Origin of the sequence: Rubrilithobacter danxiaensis, assembly GCF_047272945.1 — a bacterium.
Classification (GTDB): domain Bacteria; phylum Bacteroidota; class Bacteroidia; order Sphingobacteriales; family Sphingobacteriaceae; genus Rubrolithibacter; species Rubrolithibacter danxiaensis.
The window spans coordinates 72,696-92,490 of sequence record NZ_JBKOPS010000013.1 but is presented as its reverse complement, the minus strand read 5'-3'; the positions used below and the strand labels follow the sequence as shown (position 1 = coordinate 92,490).

The window sequence follows — 19,795 nt, the reverse complement described above, 5'->3', positions numbered from 1 at the left end:
CTATTCTTTTTAATCTACTTATTTATTCTTCTATGGAAAAGATAATTTCAGGATGCAGGGTGTTGTCAAAGTGGCTCATTTTGCTAATGGACCAGGTAATAATAAGCTGGTCATTCGCTGTTTCCTATTTCATGATCAAACAGTTTGAATTTACAGAAATACTAAGGGGCCATTTTTTTATTTATATGGCTCTATATACACTAATTTCTTTGGCCGTATTTTTTTCGATGCGGATCCATACCGGTATTATTCGATATTCAAATACCCATGATATTTTACGGATTTTTACAGCTGTACTGTCTGTAAGTATCATTCACTGGATAGTTACCAACTTTATTCTTGATAATTACCTTCAAAGCAATATTGTTGAAGTAAATACAGCACTCTTTATTAATTTCTTTATGTCATCTACATTATTGGTGATGTTAAGGATAGGTGTTAAAGGTTTATTTATCCTGGTGAAAAATAATAATACCAATGTTGCCAAAGAGTGTATATTAATCTATGGGTCTAACCGGTCGTCTTTACTGATTAAACAAGCTTTAGAAGCAACCAGCGATGGCAGTTTTAATGTGGTTGGCTTTATTGATGAAGATTACCGAAGCGTAAACAAATACATAGAGCAAAAGAAAGTGTTTCATTTAAATGAGATAGAAACGCTTAAAAATAAACATCAGGCGGATAAGTTGCTGGTGATGAGCGAAGACCTGAAAAGTGAAGGAAAGAAGAAAGCGATAGAAAGATGTATTGAGCTTGGAGTAAAGGTATTTACTGTTCCGCCAACAGACCAGTGGTTGTATGGAAAATTGCAAATTAATCAGCTACAGGACCTGAAAATTGAGGATTTATTGCAAAGAGATCCTATTGTAATTCAAACTACCAATATATTAACAGCAATTTCAGGTAAAAGGGTTTTGATTACCGGGGCAGCCGGGTCTATAGGCTCTGAAATTGTAAGGCAGGTAATGACTTATTTTCCGGAACAGGTTATACTGTGCGATCAGGCAGAATCACCTCTGCATGAGTTGCAGCTTGAAATGGAAGATAATTTTCCGGATACAAAAAAAGTGGTTTTCATGGGCGATATACAAAATTATAGCCGCATGAAGTTACTTTTTAAAGAACACAAGCCTCAAATTGTTTTCCATGCCGCCGCTTACAAGCATGTGCCTATGATGGAAAATAACCCTGCTGAAGCTATTCTTACCAATGTTTTAGGAACAAAGAATATAGCAGATCTTTCAGTTGACTTTGAAGTGGAAAAATTTATTATGATTTCTACTGATAAGGCGGTGAATCCTACTAACGTGATGGGAGCATCAAAAAGAATTGCTGAAATCTATGCTCAATCTTTGAACAATCTTTATAATACTAAAACTAAGTTTATAACCACAAGGTTCGGAAATGTTTTAGGTTCAAATGGATCTGTTATCCCAAGATTCCGTTCTCAAATTAAAAAGGGTGGCCCGATAACAGTTACCCACCCTGAAATTACCCGTTATTTTATGACTATTCCCGAATCTGTACAATTAGTACTTGAAGCCGGAGCAATGGGAAATGGCGGAGAAATTTATATTTTCGATATGGGAGAACCGGTAAAAATAACTCACCTTGCAGAAAAAATGATAAAGCTTTCAGGCTTTGTTCCGCACAGGGATATAAAAATAGTTTATACCGGTTTAAGGCCCGGAGAAAAATTGTATGAAGAATTACTTCATAATGCTGAAGAAGATATACCTACTCATCACGAAAAAATTAAGATTTCAAAGGTTATTACCTATCAGTTTGAAGAAGTTGAGAGAGTAATTAACGATCTGATTTCTATTAATAAATCTCAGAATCATTATGAGCTTGTAAAGAAAATGAAGGAAATTGTGCCTGAGTTTAAGAGCAATAACTCAATTTACGAGCAGTTGGATTTAATTACTAATTAGTTTTGTATTTTATTTCATTTTTTTTACTTTTATTAAACAATACTATTAAAATGTTGTTAATGCTGTATTAGTGTTATGTAAAATAACGTTAATCAACACATCTACCCAATCATCACCTATTAGAAAACATTGTTAATATGGAATTACATACTGGAGCTATTGTTGAAAGAGTAGTGAGAAGGAGCGGGGTAAGCATTACAGAGTTGGCCCGACGGACTCATGTTAACAGGAGATCTGTTTACAACTGGTTCAATCAAAAAAGGCTCAAGCTTGATATAATATGTAAAATTGGCTGTGTACTCGGACACGATTTTTCTATTGAGTTTCCTAATTTCTTTCCGAAAGATGAATTTACTCAAATGAAAAGGTTGATTGATACAAAGGAAGAGGTAGAATCATCAGAAAGCGTTTATTTTTGGATGAATAAGTACATTGCGTTACTTGAAAAGTATAATGAGTTGCTTATAAAATCTTCAAGAAAGGATCATAAGGGAGCTATGCTTGATGAAATTTTCCCAACTTCCGATTCTAAAACAGATTCTGATTCTTATAGCTTAGCCAATCAATATCAGGTGCTTAATACCATTTGATAATTTAATATAATTAAATACTTCCCTCATTTATTTTAATATAGCATCTTTTGATACTTCTGAAGGTGCTATATCATCTTTTGCTCTCAAAAAATAATTATTTTATAGATAACCTAAGGTGTCTGAAAGTAACAGGAAAGGTAACTTGTTCCATGTTGCGTATCAGGATTACCAGTTGTAATTTTTTTATTAAGGATATTACCTGATGAAACATTTATTTGATATTAAAGAAGAAGCTGTTAACCGAGATATTTATTACTGGATGAATAAGTATATCTCTTTGCTCGAAAAGTATAATGAGTTGTTATTGCAGCAGTCTTTAAAAGAGGAAGATGAGTTTGAAAAGAGAAATGTTGCTCCAAGTAAGGTTTTGCTTCATAATCAGCCTATATCTGCTGCTAAAAGGTCTAAGCAGAATTAAAACATTCCTTATTCTATTTCCAGAATAGTTTTTGCCAGTTTTATTGCTTCTGCTTGTCCGGTATATTTCCCTTTTTCATCTGAAAGTTTAACAACTGGGATCCAATGTGCTTCCTCAGGAAAAGCTTCGGTCATTTTAATAACAATATTCATAGGTTTTGGGCCAACATCATTTGTCAGGTTGGTTCCAATTCCGAATGACATTCCAATTTTACCCTTGCAATATTGTGAGATACGCGCCACCTTTTCATAGTTCAGCGAATCAGAAAAGATAATAGTTTTTGATAAAGGGTCTATTCCCTTGCTTACGTAATGATTTATTGTTTTTTCCCCAAAGGTTACAGGATCACCACTGTCGTGGCGTACTCCGTCAAAAAGTTTGGAAAACATTTTATCGAACTGTTCAAAAAATATAGCTGTTGTGTATGTATCTGAAAGTGCTATTCCTAAATCTCCCCGGTAAATTTTTACCCAATTTTCTAATGCCAATAAGTTTGCCAGTTTATAACCATACTTGGCAGCATGAAACATAAACCACTCGTGAGCATGTGTGCCGATAGGCTTAACTGCGTTTTTCATCGCCAGGTGTACATTACTTGTTCCTATAAAATTTTTCCCTCCTGATCTTTTTAAGGCATCGATTACCAAACGATGTACTTTATAAGAATAACGCCTCCGGGTGCCGAATTCTGCTACCGTAACCCCTAATGTTTTAAATTTCTCTATTTTATTCTCTGTACATCTCGTAATTTCCTCGTCTGTAATCCTACCCCCTTCGTTTAACTTATAAAATAGTTCAGATATGAGCGATAGTAGTGGGACTTCCCACAATATAGTTCTATACCATAATCCTTCCACGCTAACTTCAACACGATCTTCAGATTGTTCTATAAAAACTTCAGAAGGATTATATTTATATCCCTGCAGAAAGTCTAAATAGGTTGGATCAAAGTACGGGCAGGTTATTGCCAAATAATTTTTCTCATCATTTGTAAGTTTCAGATTCGCCATTGCATTTACGGCTGACTGCAATGCGTGTGCAAAGTCCGGCGGGAAAGAGTGATTTCCTCTGTTGATAAATTTGTACTTTGCCTTTGCCTTAGGAAATAATTTTATAACTGCCTGCTGCATCGTGAATTTATAGAAGTCATTATCAAGTAAAGAAACCAGGAAATAATCCTCAGATAAGGGCATAGTATAAATTTTTGTTAAAGATATTCTACATTAATAACGAAAAAGGCTTATTTGTTTAATCATTAATTTTAATATGGAGAAACCGGACAGTATATTATTTGATATGGATGGTACTTTATGGGATGCTGTTAACTTGTATGTCTACTCCTGGAATGAAACATTTAAAGAGTTAAAAATTCAACGGAGAGTTGCCAGGGAAGACCTGACAGGTATGATGGGATGGGAAGGTGTTAAAGTTTTGGAAAAATTATTGCCCGAATTTGAAATTGATCGCAGAAAAGAAATTTACCGGCATGTTAATGATCTAAGGCGGAAAATGTTACCTAAAGTAGGTGGTATTTTGTATGAAGGGGTAAAGGAAGGGATTGAGAAGCTATCAAAAAAATATAAATTATTTATTGTTAGCAATTGTGCCGAGGGAATAGTTGAGCGATTTTGTAATTGGGCTGCTATAGACAATTGTATAATAGACAACAGGGAATATGGAACGAATTACAAGCCAAAGCATATTAATATTCAATTACTTATAGAAGAGTATTCGCTTGAACGCCCAATATACGTTGGAGATACAGAAGGAGATAGCGAACAAAGCCAATTAGCCGGTATTCCCTTTGTTTTTCTTGATTTTGGATTTGGTGAAACAACCGATTATGCATTGAAATTCAATTCCTTTCCACAGTTTACACAGTATTTCCTAAGCCTTTAGCTCATTTAATTTTAGATTATAAAAGAAAGTATTTCGATAAAATTTGATGTATTTTATTTCACATATACAAGTGTTTCTTTACTTTCTCTAAACAAATGCGGCAATTTTGGTATTTATATAGTAGATTAAATAATCAATCTACACCAAATACTTAAAACTATGGGCAATCTACTTTATGTAATCGCAGTTATCCTGATAATAATCTGGGCTGTGAGTTTTTTTGGCGGTTACGCCACGGGAGGAATTATTCATATACTTTTAGTTATCGCGATTATTGCGATTCTGCTAAGAGTTATAAGAGGAGCAGCTTAAAAATTCAATTTATCAATTAAATCCGGCTAAATGCCGGATTTTCTATTTAATAAAACTTCAGCAATCAGCAGGTCTTCCTGGTAGGTTATCTTTATATTTTGCCGGTTTCCCTCAATCAGGTTAATTGCTACGCCTGCTTTTTCAGCAACGGAAGCATCGTCAGTAAACTCATCAGTATAAGGTTGATTATATGCTTCCTTTAGTAATTTGGCTTGAAAAGTTTGAGGTGTTTGTACAATAAATATACTCTCTCTCTTTAAAGCAATAGAGGAGTTACCCTGTTTTTGCCTGATAGAATCCCGACTGGAAATACAACAAACAGCATTTCCTTTTTCTTGGGCTACTATATAGGACTTAGTAATCAGAGCTATGTCAATTAAGGGCCTTACCGCATCATGAACCGCAACAACCGCGTTTTCTGAAATTTCATTCAAGCCGTTTTTTACTGAATAAAAACGATTTTCTCCTCCTGCAACAACTTTATGTGGGATGTTAAAATTATATTCTTCACAAAAGCTCTTCCACTGATCTGTGTATAAGCGATTAAGAACTATAATAATTTCCGGTTTTATGTCCGATTGATAAAAAGCCTCAACGGTATGCATCAAAACGGGCTTCCCTTTTAGCAACAGAAACTGTTTAGGGACATCAGAACTCATTCTGCTCCCGTTTCCGCCGGCTACAATGAGTGCATAATATTTCATCAGAAGCAGTTTTATGCCTCTTTATATAATAAGCATAGCATCGCCATAGCTGTAAAAGCGATATTTTTCTTTTACTGCTACTTCATACGCATTCATTACATGTTCATATCCACCAAAAGCGCATATCATCATTAGCAAAGTAGATTCCGGAGTATGAAAATTAGTTACCATGCAGTTAGCGATACTAAAATCATACGGAGGGAAGATAAATTTGCTGGTCCAGTCATTTGCAGCCTTAAGCGTTTTATTAGCAGAAACAGCTGATTCTATAGATCGCATACTGGTTGTACCTACAGCACAAATCCGGCTTTTCCGTTCTATACCTTGATTGACAATATCAGCATCTTTCTGTTCAATAATAAATTGTTCAGAATCCATCTTATGCTTGGTAAGATCTTCAACCTCAACAGGGCGGAAAGTTCCTAAACCAACATGCAACGTTACCTCTGCAAAATTAACACCCTTAAGTTCAAGACGTTTTAATAGCTCACGGCTAAAATGCAGTCCGGCAGTTGGGGCTGCAACAGCACCTTCATTCTTCGCGAAAATAGTCTGATAGCGTTCCTTATCCTCTGGCGTAGCTTTTCTTTTTATATATTTAGGAAGTGGCGTTTCTCCTAAAATTTCAATATTGCGACGGAACTCTTCATCAGTGCCGTCAAATAAAAAACGAATAGTTCTTCCTCTTGAGGTAGTATTGTCAACTACTTCGGCTACAAGCAGGTCATCATCGCCGAAATAAAGTTTATTACCAACTCTTATTTTACGTGCAGGATCAACCAATACATCCCATAATCGCAATTCTTTATTAAGTTCTCTTAGTAGAAATACTTCGATGGTCGCTCCGGTTTTTTCTTTGTTACCATACATTCTGGCAGGAAAAACCTTCGTGTTATTTAAGATCATCACATCACCCTCATCAAAATAGCCTAAAATGTCTTTAAAAATTTTATGCTCAATAGCACCTGTTTGACGGTTTAATACCATTAAACGAGCTTCATCTCTTGTTTCGGCAGGAGTATGAGCTATTAAAGATTCAGGTAAATTGAATTTAAACTGTGATAATTTCATGTAGTGTCGTATAAATTTCCGGGCGCAAATTTAGCGAAAATAAATTTGTAAATATTAATTCTTATTTCTTAGATTTTGTTTCTTCAAAATGTACTAAAGCTGTAACGTTTTTAATTACTTTTACTCTAACGGTTATGATTGTCCTGAAATTAATAGGTGAAAGTTTTGTCTTTGCTTTTTCGGCATTACGACAAAATAAATTGAGGGCTTTTTTGTCCCTGTTTGGAATCACCATCGGGATAATGACTATTATCGGAGTTTTTTCGGCGGTAGATACGTTCAGAAATTATCTGCAAAGCAGCGTTGATAAATTGGGCAGCAATACAATTTATATTCAAAAGTGGCCCTGGCAGTTTGGAGGTGATTATCCCTGGTGGAAATATATGAATCGTCCCGTTCCGTCACTTCGGGATTTTGAGAAATTATCAAAAAGGGTAGAAGGAGCCGAGAGTATTTCTTATGAAATTGGAATAGAAAGCCGGGTTGTAAAATATAAAAGCAATAATGTTGAAGGTGCTCAGATTTCTGCAGCTTCTCATGATTATTATAAAACATGGAATTTTGACCTGGCGGAAGGACGATATTTTACAGAAATAGAATCAAAGGCAGGTTCTCCTATCGCTTTGATTGGCTATACCATTGCCGATGGCCTTTTCCCGCATGAATCAGCGGTAGGAAAGGTTATCAGTGTGCTCGGACGAAAAGTAACTGTTGTTGGGGTTTTTAAAGAAGAGGGCGAAGACATGCTTGGAGTTTCTGCCGATAAAACTATTTTATTACCAATAAATTTCGCCCGTAACGTTATTGATATTGAAGATGAAAAATACGGGCCGCAAATTACAGTAAAAGGCAAAGAAGGGATTCAGCTGGCAGAACTTGAAAGCGAACTGAGAGGCGTGATGCGTTCTATCCGCCGTTTAGGGCCCCGTCAGGACGATAATTTTGCTTTAAATAAATCTACCATTTTAACGGCAGGTTTAGATCAGATGTTTACTGTTGTAAACCTGGCAGGAGGAGCAATCGGAATTTTTTCGGTTTTGGTAGGAGGATTTGGTATTGCTAATATAATGTTTGTATCTGTTAAAGAACGTACGAATATAATCGGGATTCAAAAATCGCTGGGAGCAAAAAATTACTTCATTCTGTTTCAATTTTTGTTTGAATCCGTTCTTCTTTGTGTGATGGGTGGAGTAATTGGTTTGGCTATCGTTTTTACGCTTGCTTTTATAACTAAGTTTTTCTTCGATCTCACTATTATAGTGGATTTAGGAAAAGTAATTCTAATGTTTATACTTTCTACCACTATTGGTTTAATTTCTGGAATTATCCCAGCTTTAATGGCCGCACGTTTAGATCCGGTAGAAGCTATACGCAGTAAATAACTCTGGTTATTTAAGATTTTCGGCCTCTGCTAAAAGCCTTTCCTTATTAATAGGAACAACACCCAGGTATTCACAAACCAATCCTCCGGCAAGATTGGCGACAGCAGCTGCTTTAAATTCATCCATTCCCACTGCTAAACAGGCGGTAGCTGTGGCAATAACAGTATCCCCTGCGCCAGAAACATCTGCAATATTACGTATGTGCGCAGGAATCAAAGTTTTTCCTTCATTTCCGTCAATATAAACTCCCATTTCCGAGAGCGTTATCATCACTTTCTGCGAATTTATTTTTCCTTTTAAACTCGCTGCCGCTTGTTCTAATTCTGGTAAATTTCTGGCATCAAAATCTATTTTTAAACCTTCCCGCAGTTCTTTTAAATTCGGCTTAAAAAGGGTGACGTTTTTGTAGTCTAAGAAATTCCTTTTCTTGGGGTCAACAACGGTAATTGTATTCTTTTCGTTTGTAAAGGCTACTATTTCTGTAATAAGGCGGGGAGTTATAACTCCTTTATCATAATCTTCAAATATTAGAGCGTTGATGTGGTCTTCTTCAAAAATAGATCTTATTTTTTTTGCGATTAAGCCAGAAGTGTGTTCATCCACAGGCTCATCCATTTCGGCATCAATACGAAGTATTTGCTGTTTCTGTCCCATAATACGGGTTTTAACAGTAGTTGGCCGATCCTTTAAACGGATTATTCCTTTGTCGGTTAAGCCCTGCTGTTTTAATAATTCCAGAAAATCGTCGCCTTCCTTATCGTTACCAATAATTGCACAAATAATAGGAGTTGCTCCTAACGATTGTACATTTAACGCAACGTTGGCAGCACCGCCTAAACGATTTTCCTTTTTTTTAACAGAAACAATAGGAACAGGTGCCTCGGGAGAAATCCTTTCTACATTTCCCCAGAGGTACGAGTCCATCATTACATCACCAACAATAAGGATGTTTAATGTATTAAACTGCTGGAACAGTTTTCTCATCTTTAAGCTGTTCTAAAGCATTTTTAATACGTGATACTGCTTCTTTTAATTTTTCTTCGGATGCTGCGTAAGAAATACGTATTGATTTTGGATCTCCGAAAGCATCTCCGCTAACTACGGCTACATGGCCAGTATTTAACAGATATAAGGCTAAGTCTTCAGCGTTTTTAATCACTTCACCATTTTCGGTAGCTTTTCCAAAGAAAGAGCTTACGTCGGGGAAGAAATAGAAAGCACCTTCAGGTAAGTTTACCTTGATACCCGAAATGTTCTTAAGTAGATTATAAACTAATTCCCGGCGTTTAAAGAATGCTTCTTTCATCGTTTTTACACTATCCAGAGATCCTTCATAAGCTGTAATTCCGGCTCGTTGAGTGATCGAACAGGTTCCGGAAGTTATCTGGCTTTGCAGTTTATCGCATGCGTTTGCTATTTCTTTATTACTTGCTGAATATCCTAAGCGCCATCCTGTCATTGCAAAAGCTTTAGACCATCCGTTAATAATGATCACCCGGTCTTTAATGCTTTCAAATTGTGCAATAGACTCATGTTTTTCAAGAAAATTAATATGTTCGTAAATCTCATCCGAAATAATAAAAATATTCGGGTGCTTTTCGAACACCTTTACCAGGCCTGCAAGTTCTTCTCTTGAATAAACAGTTCCGGTAGGATTGTTTGGAGAAGAAAACATAAACAGTTTGGTCTTAGGGGTTATCGCAGCTTCCAGTTCTTCAGGAGTGATTTTAAAATTACTTTCAATGCTGGTGTTAATAAAAACAGATTCGCCTTCAGCCAGCTTTACCAGCTCAGAATAAGAAACCCAGTATGGGGTAGGAATAATTACTTCATCACCCGGATTTATGAGGCAAAGAATAGCATTGGCAAGGGATTGCTTTGCACCAGTAGAAACTACAATCTGATCAAAAGAGTAATCGAGGCCATTTTCGCGTTTTAGTTTTGCGGCAATTGCCTTTCGCAGTTCAGGGTAACCGGCAACCGGTGTATAGTAAGAATAATTTTCATCAATAGCTTTCTTAGCAGCTTCTTTAACGAAATCCGGTGTATAAAAATCTGTTTCACCAAGGCTCAGGCTGATAACATCTACGCCTTTTGCTGCCAGTTCTCTGCCAAGTTTTGCCATTTTAATAGTGGCCGACTCAGCAAGATTGTTGATTCTATCTGATAGTATGCTCATAATCAGCAAATATAAAAAGCTGTTTCTAAAGCCGCAGTATAATTTTGTTATTTTTAAGATAAAAGGCAAGATAATTGATTGGAAAGCCTTTGAATTTTTAACTTTGTCCAGTTTGAAATCGCATAAAAAAATCATCCTCACTTCCCTTATTGTCGGCATTTTACTGATGTTCGGAAAGTTTCTTGCTTATTTTATTACTTCCTCAAACTCTATACTTACCGATGCTGCCGAAAGTATTGTAAACGTGGTTGCCAGCACATTCGCTTTTTACAGCATTTACCTGTCGGCTTTGCCCCGCGATGAAAATCATCCTTACGGACATGGTAAAGTCGAATTTTTTTCCATGTTTGTTGAAGGTACTTTAATAGCCATTGCAGGGGTATTGATAATCAGCAAGTCGGGATATAACCTTTTTTATCCTCAACAAGTAACCGATCTTTTTGATGGTACTTTAATTATAGCAGTTGCAGGAGTGGTTAATTTTATTCTCGGAACTTACATGGTCAATCAAAGCAAAAAGTTTAATTCTTTAACTCTCTATGCAGATGGCAAACACCTGATTACCGATGCTTACAGCAGTGCAGGTTTAGTACTGGGTTTGTTAGTGATTTATTTTACAGGTTTGTATTATTTAGACAGCCTCCTTTCTGTTGCCCTTGGAATTTATATTGTATTTACAGGTTACAAGCTGGTAAGAAAATCAGTAGGAGGCTTGATGGACGAATCTGATTTTGACCGGATAGAAGAAGTGATCGGAATATTAAACGATAACCGACGTGATCCCTGGATTGATATTCATAACCTTCGAACTCAACGTTACGGGCCTGATTTCCATGTAGATTGTCATGTAACGCTTCCTTATTACTTTGATTTGAATCACGTTCACGAGGAGGTTTCTAAAATAGATACGCTCATCAATCAGAAAGGCTTTACCCGAACTGAATTTTTTATTCACGCTGATCCCTGCCTGCCTCAATGTTGCCATTACTGCCGTATGAAAGATTGCCCGGTAAGGAGTGAAGAAAAGAAAATTGATATTATATGGACCTTGAATAACTTAACCAAAAACAAAAAGCATTTTGAATAGCTATTAAATAGCTTTATTTTTTGACTTTTAACTTTTGACTTTGTCCGCATGTACCTCTTTAATGTTCGTGTTTACGGCCTTTTAATTAATCAGAATAACCAGATTCTGATAAGTGATGAAGAAGAGTATGGGAATCAGTTCAGTAAATTCCCAGGCGGGGGACTGGAATATGGCGAAGGGTTGTTGGAAGGACTGGAACGTGAATTTATGGAGGAGTGCAATGTTAAAATTAAGATTCTCCGGCACTTTTACACAACTGATTTTTTCTGCAAATCTGCATTTAACGAAAGCCAGATTATCAGTGTTTATTATCTGGTAGAACCTTTGAATGAACTTCAGCTTAAATTTAAAGAAATGGTTTTTGATTTTGATGAAGAGGGAGATATTAAACAGGTTTTTCGATGGAAATACTTGGATGAGCTTTCAACCGACGATGTTACTTTTCCTACAGATAAGAGAGTTATAGAACTATTAAAAAATGAAAAAAACACTAACTGAGAGAGACTTAGAGGTAATATGGCATCCTTACACGCAAATGAAACTTGCGGCTCCCCCCATTGCAATAGTAAGGGGAGAAGGCGCTTATTTGGTAGATGATAACGGGAAAAGATACATTGATGCCGTTTCTTCCTGGTGGGTAACTACTCACGGGCATTCGCATCCGTATATAGCAGAAAAGGTTGCCCAGCAATTAAAAACACTCGAGCACGTAATTTTTGCAGGTTTTACACATCCAACCGCTGTAGAGCTTGCTGAAGGCTTGCTCAAGATATTGCCCGGCAATCAGAAAAAGATATTTTATTCCGACAATGGTTCTACGGCTGTAGAAGTAGCACTGAAAATGTGTTTTCAATACTGGACGAACCGTGGGCAGGAGCGGTCAAGAGTACTTGCTTTTAAAAATTCTTATCATGGAGACACCTTTGGAGCTATGGCGGTAAGTGCCCGAAGCGCTTTTACGGCTCATTTTGATAAGCTTTTATTTGATGTGGATTATATCGACCTTCCAAATAAAGATAATATAGATGCTCTCAAATCTCAAATATTGAACCTCAAGCCTCAAATCTCCTCCTTTATATTCGAACCACTTCTGCTAGGTTCCGGAGGGATGCTGATGTATGAAGCAGAATATCTGGATGAACTGATTTTCTTTTGCAGGGAAAACAACATTCTTACTATTGCTGATGAAGTGTTAACGGGTTTCGGAAGGACAGGAAAATTGTTTGCTTCCGATTATCTGGCAAATAAAGCAGACATTATGTGCTTTTCGAAGGGGTTAACCGGAGGAACAATGGCTTTGGGTGTAACATCCTGCACCAATGAAATCTACAATGCCTTTCTGTCTGAAGATAAATTAAAAACGCTGTTTCACGGTCATTCTTTCACTGCTAATCCAATTGCGTGTTCAGCGGCTTTAGCCAGCCTCGAATTAATGAATAAGGATGAAACGTTACAAAATATAAAACGAATAGAAACTCTTCACAGCAGTTTTAAGCAACGAATAGAAAATCATCCGCGTTTAATTGAAGTACGGCAAACAGGAACTATTATAGCGCTTGAATTAAAAACGGGCGAGGGTACTTCTTACTTTAGTAATTTGCGGGATAATCTTTATAATTTCTTTCTTGAACGGGGAATTATACTGCGGCCATTAGGGAATATAATCTATATCCTTCCGCCTTACTGTATTTCCAATAATGAACTGGAATATATTTATGCTCAGATAGAAGTGGCTTTGGAAGTATTTTAAGCTTAATTGATTTTATTTAAAGTTTCTTGCAGGATAGCGGGGGATAATGGTTTGGAAATGAATCCTTTTACAAAAGGAAAATCTCTGGAGCGTTTTTTATCATTGTCATCAATAGAAGAAGAGACAATAATAACGTTAATTTTTTTATTCAAATCGGAAGAGATATTACTTAACATTTCAAGGAAATCCCAGCCGCTTACATTTGGCATGTTTAAATCCAGTAAAATTACATCGGGTAGATTCTGGCTGTTTTTCTGGTTGTCTTTAATGAATTCAAAGGCAATTAAGGCTTCAGTATATCCGGTATATTGATCAAATAAGTTGTTCTTCCCGATAATTAAATGGGCTATTTTATGATTAATAGGTTCATCGTCGATAGTAATTACTTTGGTCATGATGAGTTAATAATAACGGATTGTTTAAATATTTACTTTTGCTTAAGGTAATTGCGTTTAACGGATGTTTTTTAATTGTATTGTTTAAAGTTAATAGTTTAAATTTAAAAAGTAAATGAATCCTGAAATTTTAAAAACGCTTGTTACTATGGAGATGCCTTTTGGAAAGTATAAAGGGCGTAAAATTTCAGATCTTCCCGAAAGTTATCTGATCTGGTTCCACCAAAAGGGTTTTCCTCCCGGTAAGTTGGGAATGCTTTTGGCAACAATGTATGAAATCAAGTTAAACGGATTGGAATACCTGCTACAGCCGTTAAAAAATAACAGGTAAAACAAAAGCTCCTTTTTAGGAGCTTTTGTTTTTTAATTGTATCCTAAAATTTTAAGAACCTGCTTGCTGTTTTGTTCTTCGCCGAACACTTCAAAGTTAAATGTTTCATCCCTGTTACGGCGTATAATTACATGTTTTGGCGAAGGAAGAAGGCAATGGTGTATTCCTCCATATCCGCTTAAAACTTCCTGGTATGCACCTGTATGAAAAAAGCCAAGATACTGAACCTTACGAGTTTTGGGCATAAACACGTTGTTCATATGAGCTTCCTGATTGTAATAATCCTGTCCGTCGCAAGTAATTCCGCCTAAATTCACCCGTTCGTATTCGGAGTCCCAATTATTTACCGGTAATAGAATATATTTCTGGTTTAAAGCCCACACATCGGGCAGGTTCGTTATAAACGATCCGTCGAGCATCAGCCATTTTTCCCGATCATTTTGTTGTTTCCGACCCAAAACTTTATATAATATACCGGATGCTTCCGCTACAGTATACTTACCAAATTCAGTAATGATGTCCGGTTCCATTACTTCGTGTTCGGCACAAATTTCTTTGATTCGTTTAACAATTTCGTTAACCATGTAATTGTAATCGAAATCAAAAACCAATGAATCTTTAAAAGGCATTCCGCCTCCGATATCAAGCGTATCCAGATCAGGATTGATCTTTTTGAACTTACAGTACAGTGTAACGTATTTTTCCAGTTCGTTCCAGTAATACGGTGTATCAGAAATTCCTGAATTGATAAAGAAATGTAACAGTTTTACTTTAAAATTAGGGTTTTGAGCAATTTTACTATTGTAAAAATCTATTACATCTTCCATTCTTATTCCTAATCTGGAAGTATAAAACTGCGAATCAGGCTGCTCTTCAGCAGCTATTCTTATTCCCAAACTGCATGGAATATCCAGTTCATCATCGTAAATATTAAACTCTTCTTTATTATCCAGTACGGGAACGATATTTCTGAACCCGTCGTGAAACATATCAATGATGTATTGTTTGTACTGGTAGGTTTTAAAGCCGTTGCAAATAACTGTGATATCTTTACTTACAATGCCTTTTTTTTCAAGCGCATCAATCATAGGCATATCAAAGGCAGAAGAGGTTTCGAGGTGAATGTCGTTTTTTAAAGCCTCTTCAACTATATGCCTGAAATGCGAACTTTTTGTACAATAGCAATATTTATATCCGCCCCGGTAATTATTTTCGAGAATGGCACGCTGAAACAGCAACTTTGCCTGTTGAATTTTTTTACTGATAATAGGCAGATAAGTAAAACGTAAAGGAGTTCCATACGTTTCGATCATCTCCATCAGGTTAAGATCATGAAAATATAATTCATCATCCAAAACCTCAAAACCTTCCTGTGGAAAGCCAACACTGAGATCAAGAAATTCTTCGTAACTCTGCATTCTTATAATTTTCGCAAAAATGTGATTTTTTGAGCATAAACTTTCTTATTGTTTATCATAATTATTTAAAGATGCTAAAATTTATTTTTTCGGGGAGATGTATTTCCGCTATCATACATCGGGCGCTTCCGCCACCGTTGGTTTCAATAGTATTTAATGAGGAGGAAATAATTTTTGCATGTTTTTTTAATATACTGATCTGATCATCCCTTAATGAATTTAATGCTTGTTCAGACATAATCAGTAAACTTTCTCCATGGGTATTTTTTAGCTCAAGCATATTTCCTGCAAAGCTATTCATTTGCTCTTCGGTAATTTCAATAATTTCTTTGCCAGTGTTTTTCAAAGATGAAATAATGTTTGCTTTTTCTGCTTCATCGAGAATTGTTTCCAGGCAAATAACAGCAAATTTATTGCCTATACACATCATAACATTTGTGTGGTAAATAGCTTTGCCACTCTTATCGGTACTGTTAAAGGAAATGAGTTTATAAGAACTTAAATCGCAAAACTTCTTTAAAACCTCGGGGTCTGTTCTGGGCGACAGGCAAGCGTATGCGATTTTGTTATCGCGATCTAAAACCATGCTTCCTGTTCCTTCCAGGAATTTTTCTTCACTTTCAAAATAACTGAGGTCGGTTACAGAGCTTACCGTAAATCTTGTTTTTAATGTATCGATAATATCTGTACGCCGTTCCTGCCGGCGATTTTCGGCTTGCATAGGATAAAGGAATACTTTACCATCGTTATAAGTGGCAATCCAGTTATTTGGAAAAATAGAATCGGGTGTATGAGGAGCCGGAGTATCTTCGACGACTAATACATTTACACCGTTTTTCTGAAGTATTTCTGTAAACCGGTCAAATTCCTCCAGTGCTTTTTTTTGAACTTCTGCATTAGCCGCTGAAGAATTCTGAAAAGCATTACTTAAAGCAGTTTGTTCGTTGTAATCAAACTGAACAGGTCGGATCATTAATATATTGGAAGTGGCCTGCATCTTGTATTTTTTAAATAGGATCTCTTAATAAAGGCATACTCATACAATGAAAACCGCCTCTGGCCCTTGAAAGTTCGGCAGAAGGAATCAGTATTAACGTGTTTTCAATATTTTCCGGTATAAGTTCGTCTCTTTCAAATTTATCAATCAGATCAACCGCATTTATTACCTCAAATCCATTTTCCTTAAAAGCTTCTATGGTTTTATCATTCCTGTCATATCCCAATACCACGCCTTCTTTAATAGCCAGCACATTACAGGAATCAGTCCATTGTTCGCGGGAATCGTATGGAAAAATATTATTGCCTGATTTTATAAAGACGGTTTTTTCTTTACAGCCCAAATCGTTTTCACTAATATCTTCCAGGAGTTCCTGTATACACTCAAAACGTTTTGGCTGTTTGGTATTGCCTTTTTCAAACTGTATAATTTCAGGACGTTCTTTATTTGGTTTTCCTGTCAGATTATCTAAAATATCATCTTTTACGGTAGTATCGGTAGAAGTAATTGAATCTAAAACCACCCATATGTTTTTTCTTACCTGGGTGAAAATAGTATCAATATGCATAAAATCTCTTTTCCGGGGGATTTTAATTACTGTTGCTTTGCTAACTACGTTTTTCTCAAATAAAATCTTAATAGCTTCTGCTGCTCCGCTGGAAGATGTGCGTTCACTGCAACCAATCAGAATGTGATCTTTACTTACAATCATTACGTCGCCGCCTTCCAGCGTGGTTTTTTCAATTTGTTCTTCTCCCGGGCGCAGAAAATATTGGACGGTATCGGGAATCTCAACAATTTTATCCCTGTAATTGCTAAAAAGCGGATGATTGAAAAAAATGTATCGAGCTAACAGAGTTTCTCTGCTGCGGGCAGTTTTAGCAGGTTTGTTTAATAAAATATGATCGTTTATTGTAATTCCTATATCTCGTGTAAATATAAAATTAGGAATTGGGGCGAAGATCATATTTTCACCGTTTACAGAACCTGAAATAAAAACTTTAGCCAGCTCAACCGGATCAGTTTCTATCAGCTGTTTCTGTAAGCTGTAGGTGCAGCCTTCAATTGCACAAACGGCAGCGACCAGTTTTTTTCTTACACTGATATCTTCTAATATTTCTGATAAAAGTGTTTGCAGTTCAATTACTTTAGTTGAATGATGAAAATCAACATGATCTGGAATAAAAAAGGATCTTTCAGTGGAATTAATGATGTCGTATTTCCCTTTTATTTTGGCTGCATCTAAAAAGTACAATAATACTTTTACATAAATATCGTATTCCCTTCTCCTAATGGTATCTAAATGCACAATGTCTTCAAACAGCCAATCCTGAGCTTTAGAGGGAACAACTTTTCCTAACCCGCTGTCTGGACTGTGAATTAATAAACAGCGCAGTTTACCTACTTCAGAACTAACTTTTATCTTAAAATCAGCAGTCGGCATAAATAACTATTTGTATCAACAAAGCTAACTGTTTTTGCACGATATAAATTGTGGGAGTATATGCCTTTATTAATTAATTTTGGCGGATGGATTTTATTATACGCGGAACAATTGATGCCGTTAAGGCACTTTATAATTCAGAAATTACTTCTGCAGACATCAACCTGCAGCAAACAAGGAAAGAATTTGAAGGGCAGGTTACGGTTGTCACTTTTCCTTTTACACGTTTTTCTAAAAAATCGCCGGAACAAACAGGTTCAGAAATCGGAGAGTTCTTAAAATCCAGATTCCCGGAAATAGCAGATTTTAATGTTATAAAAGGTTTTTTAAACTTATCTGTTTCTGATAAATACTGGCTTGAGGAGTTTCAGCAAAAAATAATAAAAACTGACTTTGGCCAGTTTGCGCCGAACGGCAAAAAGGTAATGGTAGAATATTCTTCTCCAAATACAAATAAACCTTTGCATTTGGGTCATATACGCAATAATTTATTAGGTTATTCTGTTGCGGAGATTTTATCAGCAAACGGGTTCAATGTTATAAAAGTCAATTTAGTAAATGACAGGGGAATTCATATTTGTAAATCAATGCTGGCGTGGCAGAAGTTCGGAAACGGTGAAACTCCCCAAAGCAGTGGTATAAAAGGTGATCATTTAGCCGGCAAATATTATGTTATTTTCGATAAGGAGTACAAAAAGCAGATTGAAGAGTTCAAACAACAGGGACAAAGTGAAGAGGATGCAAAAAAGAATGCTCCTTTGATTCGTGAAGCCCAGGAAATGCTTCAAAAATGGGAAGCTGGAGATGAAGAGGTAATTTCCTTATGGAAAACCATGAACAGCTGGGTATATAAAGGATTTGAAGAGACGTATAAGAAGCTAGGTGTTGATTTTGACAAGTTTTATTACGAATCGAATACGTATTTATTAGGTAAAGATATTATTCAGGAAGGCCTGGATAAAGGCGTTTTCTTCAGAAAAGAGGATGGATCAGTTTGGATAGATCTTACCGCCGACGGATTGGATGAAAAGCTAGTTTTACGTGCCGATGGAACATCTGTTTACATTACGCAGGACCTGGGAACCGCCGAATTAAAATACCACGACTTTAAAATGGATGAATCTATTTATGTGGTAGGTAACGAGCAGGATTATCATTTTAAAGTTCTCTTTTTGATACTGGAGAAACTGGGAAAGACATGGGCAAAAGGATTGTATCATTTGTCTTATGGGATGGTTGACCTGCCTTCGGGAAAAATGAAGTCAAGAGAAGGAACCGTGGTAGATGCGGATGATCTGATGACTGAGATGGAAGAAACTGCACAGCAGCGTACAGAAGAGTTAGGGAAGGTGGAAGGCTTCAGTGAAGAAGAGAAAAAGGAGTTATATCATATTATCGGTATGGGAGCTCTTAAATATTTCTTATTAAAGGTAGAGCCCAAAAAACGGTTGCTTTTTGATCCGCAAGAGTCGATTGACTTTCAGGGGCATACCGGGCCATTTATTCAATATACGCATGCTCGCATTCGTTCTGTAATTGCACGGGCTGGAGGAGATGTTTCGAAAAGTTTTGGCCTGCCTGAAAACCTGGCGGCTACAGAAAGAGAACTCATTTTGGCTTTGAGCAAATATCCCGATACATTAAAAGCTTCCGCTGCTGAGTTTAGTCCGGCACAATTAGCCAATTATGTATATGAACTTGCAAAACTTTATAATAAATTCTACCATGAAGAACCTATTTTAAAAGCCGATGCTGAAATTATACGTGATTTTAGAATTGCACTTTCTTTTGCAACTGCCAATGTGATAAAAAAAGGTATGAAATTATTGGGAATTGAAGTGCCCGAGCGGATGTAGTAACTTATCAAAGTAGTAATTTTAA

At 36.3% G+C, this 19,795-nt stretch carries 20 protein-coding genes; 11 read left to right on the top strand and 9 right to left on the bottom strand.

Annotated features, from left to right (window positions below; genetic code table 11):
- Nucleotides 1-32 precede the first annotated feature (32 nt).
- The 3 genes from ACLCDL_RS15380 (at nucleotide 33) to ACLCDL_RS15370 (ending at nucleotide 2,945) form a co-directional block, all read left to right on the top strand.
- Nucleotides 33-1,934: a polysaccharide biosynthesis protein gene (locus ACLCDL_RS15380; RefSeq protein ID WP_423149292.1), complete on the top strand. Its 1,902-nt coding sequence runs from the start codon at nucleotides 33-35 to the stop codon at nucleotides 1,932-1,934.
- A 137-nt stretch (nucleotides 1,935-2,071) separates the two neighbouring features.
- The gene (locus ACLCDL_RS15375; protein ID WP_423149291.1) at nucleotides 2,072-2,524 is read left to right on the top strand and encodes a hypothetical protein; all 453 of its coding nucleotides are present in this window, start codon (nucleotides 2,072-2,074) and stop codon (nucleotides 2,522-2,524) included.
- 205 nt (nucleotides 2,525-2,729) lie between these two features.
- On the top strand, nucleotides 2,730-2,945 hold the full coding sequence (locus tag ACLCDL_RS15370; RefSeq protein WP_423149290.1) for a hypothetical protein: 216 nt from the start codon (nucleotides 2,730-2,732) through the stop codon (nucleotides 2,943-2,945).
- Between the two features lie 8 nt (nucleotides 2,946-2,953).
- Here ACLCDL_RS15370 and pncB read toward each other — a convergent pair whose 3' ends face one another.
- Nucleotides 2,954-4,138 (bottom strand): nicotinate phosphoribosyltransferase, encoded by a 1,185-nt coding sequence (pncB, locus tag ACLCDL_RS15365; RefSeq protein ID WP_423149289.1) that lies wholly within the window; start codon nucleotides 4,136-4,138, stop codon nucleotides 2,954-2,956.
- A 73-nt stretch (nucleotides 4,139-4,211) separates the two neighbouring features.
- Here pncB and ACLCDL_RS15360 point away from each other — a divergent pair, with 73 nt between their 5' ends.
- Nucleotides 4,212-4,844, top strand: a complete 633-nt coding sequence (locus ACLCDL_RS15360; protein ID WP_423149288.1) for an HAD family hydrolase — start codon at nucleotides 4,212-4,214, stop codon at nucleotides 4,842-4,844.
- Nucleotides 4,845-5,003: 159 nt separating this feature from the next.
- Nucleotides 5,004-5,156, top strand: coding sequence for a lmo0937 family membrane protein (locus tag ACLCDL_RS15355; protein ID WP_423149287.1), 153 nt, complete (start codon nucleotides 5,004-5,006; stop codon nucleotides 5,154-5,156).
- 26 nt (nucleotides 5,157-5,182) lie between these two features.
- On the opposite strand, the gene ACLCDL_RS15350 is transcribed toward ACLCDL_RS15355, so the two are convergent.
- Nucleotides 5,183-5,860: a 2-C-methyl-D-erythritol 4-phosphate cytidylyltransferase gene (locus ACLCDL_RS15350; protein WP_423149286.1), complete on the bottom strand. Its 678-nt coding sequence runs from the start codon at nucleotides 5,858-5,860 to the stop codon at nucleotides 5,183-5,185.
- A gap of 21 nt (nucleotides 5,861-5,881) precedes the next feature.
- Nucleotides 5,882-6,931, bottom strand: coding sequence for a tRNA preQ1(34) S-adenosylmethionine ribosyltransferase-isomerase QueA (gene queA, locus ACLCDL_RS15345; protein WP_423149285.1), 1,050 nt, complete (start codon nucleotides 6,929-6,931; stop codon nucleotides 5,882-5,884).
- A gap of 134 nt (nucleotides 6,932-7,065) precedes the next feature.
- Between queA and ACLCDL_RS15340 the strand changes: the two genes are divergently transcribed.
- The gene (locus ACLCDL_RS15340) at nucleotides 7,066-8,313 is read left to right on the top strand and encodes an ABC transporter permease (RefSeq protein WP_423149284.1); all 1,248 of its coding nucleotides are present in this window, start codon (nucleotides 7,066-7,068) and stop codon (nucleotides 8,311-8,313) included.
- A gap of 6 nt (nucleotides 8,314-8,319) precedes the next feature.
- On the opposite strand, the gene ACLCDL_RS15335 is transcribed toward ACLCDL_RS15340, so the two are convergent.
- Nucleotides 8,320-9,297: a bifunctional heptose 7-phosphate kinase/heptose 1-phosphate adenyltransferase gene (locus ACLCDL_RS15335; protein WP_423149283.1), complete on the bottom strand. Its 978-nt coding sequence runs from the start codon at nucleotides 9,295-9,297 to the stop codon at nucleotides 8,320-8,322.
- On the bottom strand, nucleotides 9,272-10,492 hold the full coding sequence (locus ACLCDL_RS15330; protein WP_423149282.1) for a pyridoxal phosphate-dependent aminotransferase: 1,221 nt from the start codon (nucleotides 10,490-10,492) through the stop codon (nucleotides 9,272-9,274). The genes ACLCDL_RS15335 and ACLCDL_RS15330 overlap by 26 nt, the downstream gene beginning before the upstream one ends.
- A gap of 112 nt (nucleotides 10,493-10,604) precedes the next feature.
- On the opposite strand from ACLCDL_RS15330, the gene ACLCDL_RS15325 reads away from it, so the two are divergent.
- From ACLCDL_RS15325 to bioA, 3 genes are read left to right on the top strand one after another with little or no spacing between them, the layout of a single operon-like run.
- Nucleotides 10,605-11,579 carry a cation diffusion facilitator family transporter gene (locus tag ACLCDL_RS15325; RefSeq protein WP_423149281.1) on the top strand — a complete coding sequence of 325 codons (975 nt, stop codon included), beginning with the start codon at nucleotides 10,605-10,607 and terminating at the stop codon, nucleotides 11,577-11,579.
- A 48-nt stretch (nucleotides 11,580-11,627) separates the two neighbouring features.
- The gene (locus ACLCDL_RS15320; RefSeq protein WP_423149280.1) at nucleotides 11,628-12,077 is read left to right on the top strand and encodes an NUDIX domain-containing protein; all 450 of its coding nucleotides are present in this window, start codon (nucleotides 11,628-11,630) and stop codon (nucleotides 12,075-12,077) included.
- Nucleotides 12,058-13,329, top strand: a complete 1,272-nt coding sequence (bioA, locus tag ACLCDL_RS15315; protein ID WP_423149279.1) for an adenosylmethionine--8-amino-7-oxononanoate transaminase — start codon at nucleotides 12,058-12,060, stop codon at nucleotides 13,327-13,329. Before ACLCDL_RS15320 ends, bioA begins: the two co-directional genes overlap by 20 nt.
- A 2-nt stretch (nucleotides 13,330-13,331) precedes the next feature.
- Here bioA and ACLCDL_RS15310 read toward each other — a convergent pair whose 3' ends face one another.
- The gene (locus ACLCDL_RS15310) at nucleotides 13,332-13,724 is read right to left on the bottom strand and encodes a response regulator (RefSeq protein WP_423149278.1); all 393 of its coding nucleotides are present in this window, start codon (nucleotides 13,722-13,724) and stop codon (nucleotides 13,332-13,334) included.
- A gap of 115 nt (nucleotides 13,725-13,839) precedes the next feature.
- Here ACLCDL_RS15310 and ACLCDL_RS15305 point away from each other — a divergent pair, with 115 nt between their 5' ends.
- Nucleotides 13,840-14,055 carry a DUF3820 family protein gene (locus ACLCDL_RS15305; protein ID WP_423149277.1) on the top strand — a complete coding sequence of 72 codons (216 nt, stop codon included), beginning with the start codon at nucleotides 13,840-13,842 and terminating at the stop codon, nucleotides 14,053-14,055.
- Between the two features lie 32 nt (nucleotides 14,056-14,087).
- Here the strand turns inward: ACLCDL_RS15305 and ACLCDL_RS15300 are convergent, their stop codons facing one another.
- The 3 genes from ACLCDL_RS15300 to ACLCDL_RS15290 all read right to left on the bottom strand — a co-directional run bounded on the left by ACLCDL_RS15300 (nucleotide 14,088) and on the right by ACLCDL_RS15290 (nucleotide 17,914).
- Entirely contained in the window at nucleotides 14,088-15,473 is a 1,386-nt protein-coding gene (locus tag ACLCDL_RS15300; protein WP_423149276.1) for an arginine decarboxylase, read from the bottom strand.
- A 61-nt stretch (nucleotides 15,474-15,534) separates the two neighbouring features.
- Nucleotides 15,535-16,470 carry a citrulline utilization hydrolase CtlX gene (ctlX, locus tag ACLCDL_RS15295; protein WP_423149275.1) on the bottom strand — a complete coding sequence of 312 codons (936 nt, stop codon included), beginning with the start codon at nucleotides 16,468-16,470 and terminating at the stop codon, nucleotides 15,535-15,537.
- Nucleotides 16,471-16,480: 10 nt separating this feature from the next.
- A complete protein-coding gene (locus ACLCDL_RS15290; protein ID WP_423149274.1) occupies nucleotides 16,481-17,914 on the bottom strand; it encodes an arginine deiminase family protein in 1,434 nt (477 codons plus the stop codon).
- An 86-nt stretch (nucleotides 17,915-18,000) separates the two neighbouring features.
- Between ACLCDL_RS15290 and argS the strand changes: the two genes are divergently transcribed.
- The gene (argS, locus tag ACLCDL_RS15285) at nucleotides 18,001-19,770 is read left to right on the top strand and encodes an arginine--tRNA ligase (protein WP_423149273.1); all 1,770 of its coding nucleotides are present in this window, start codon (nucleotides 18,001-18,003) and stop codon (nucleotides 19,768-19,770) included.
- The last annotated feature ends 25 nt before the right edge of the window (nucleotides 19,771-19,795 follow it).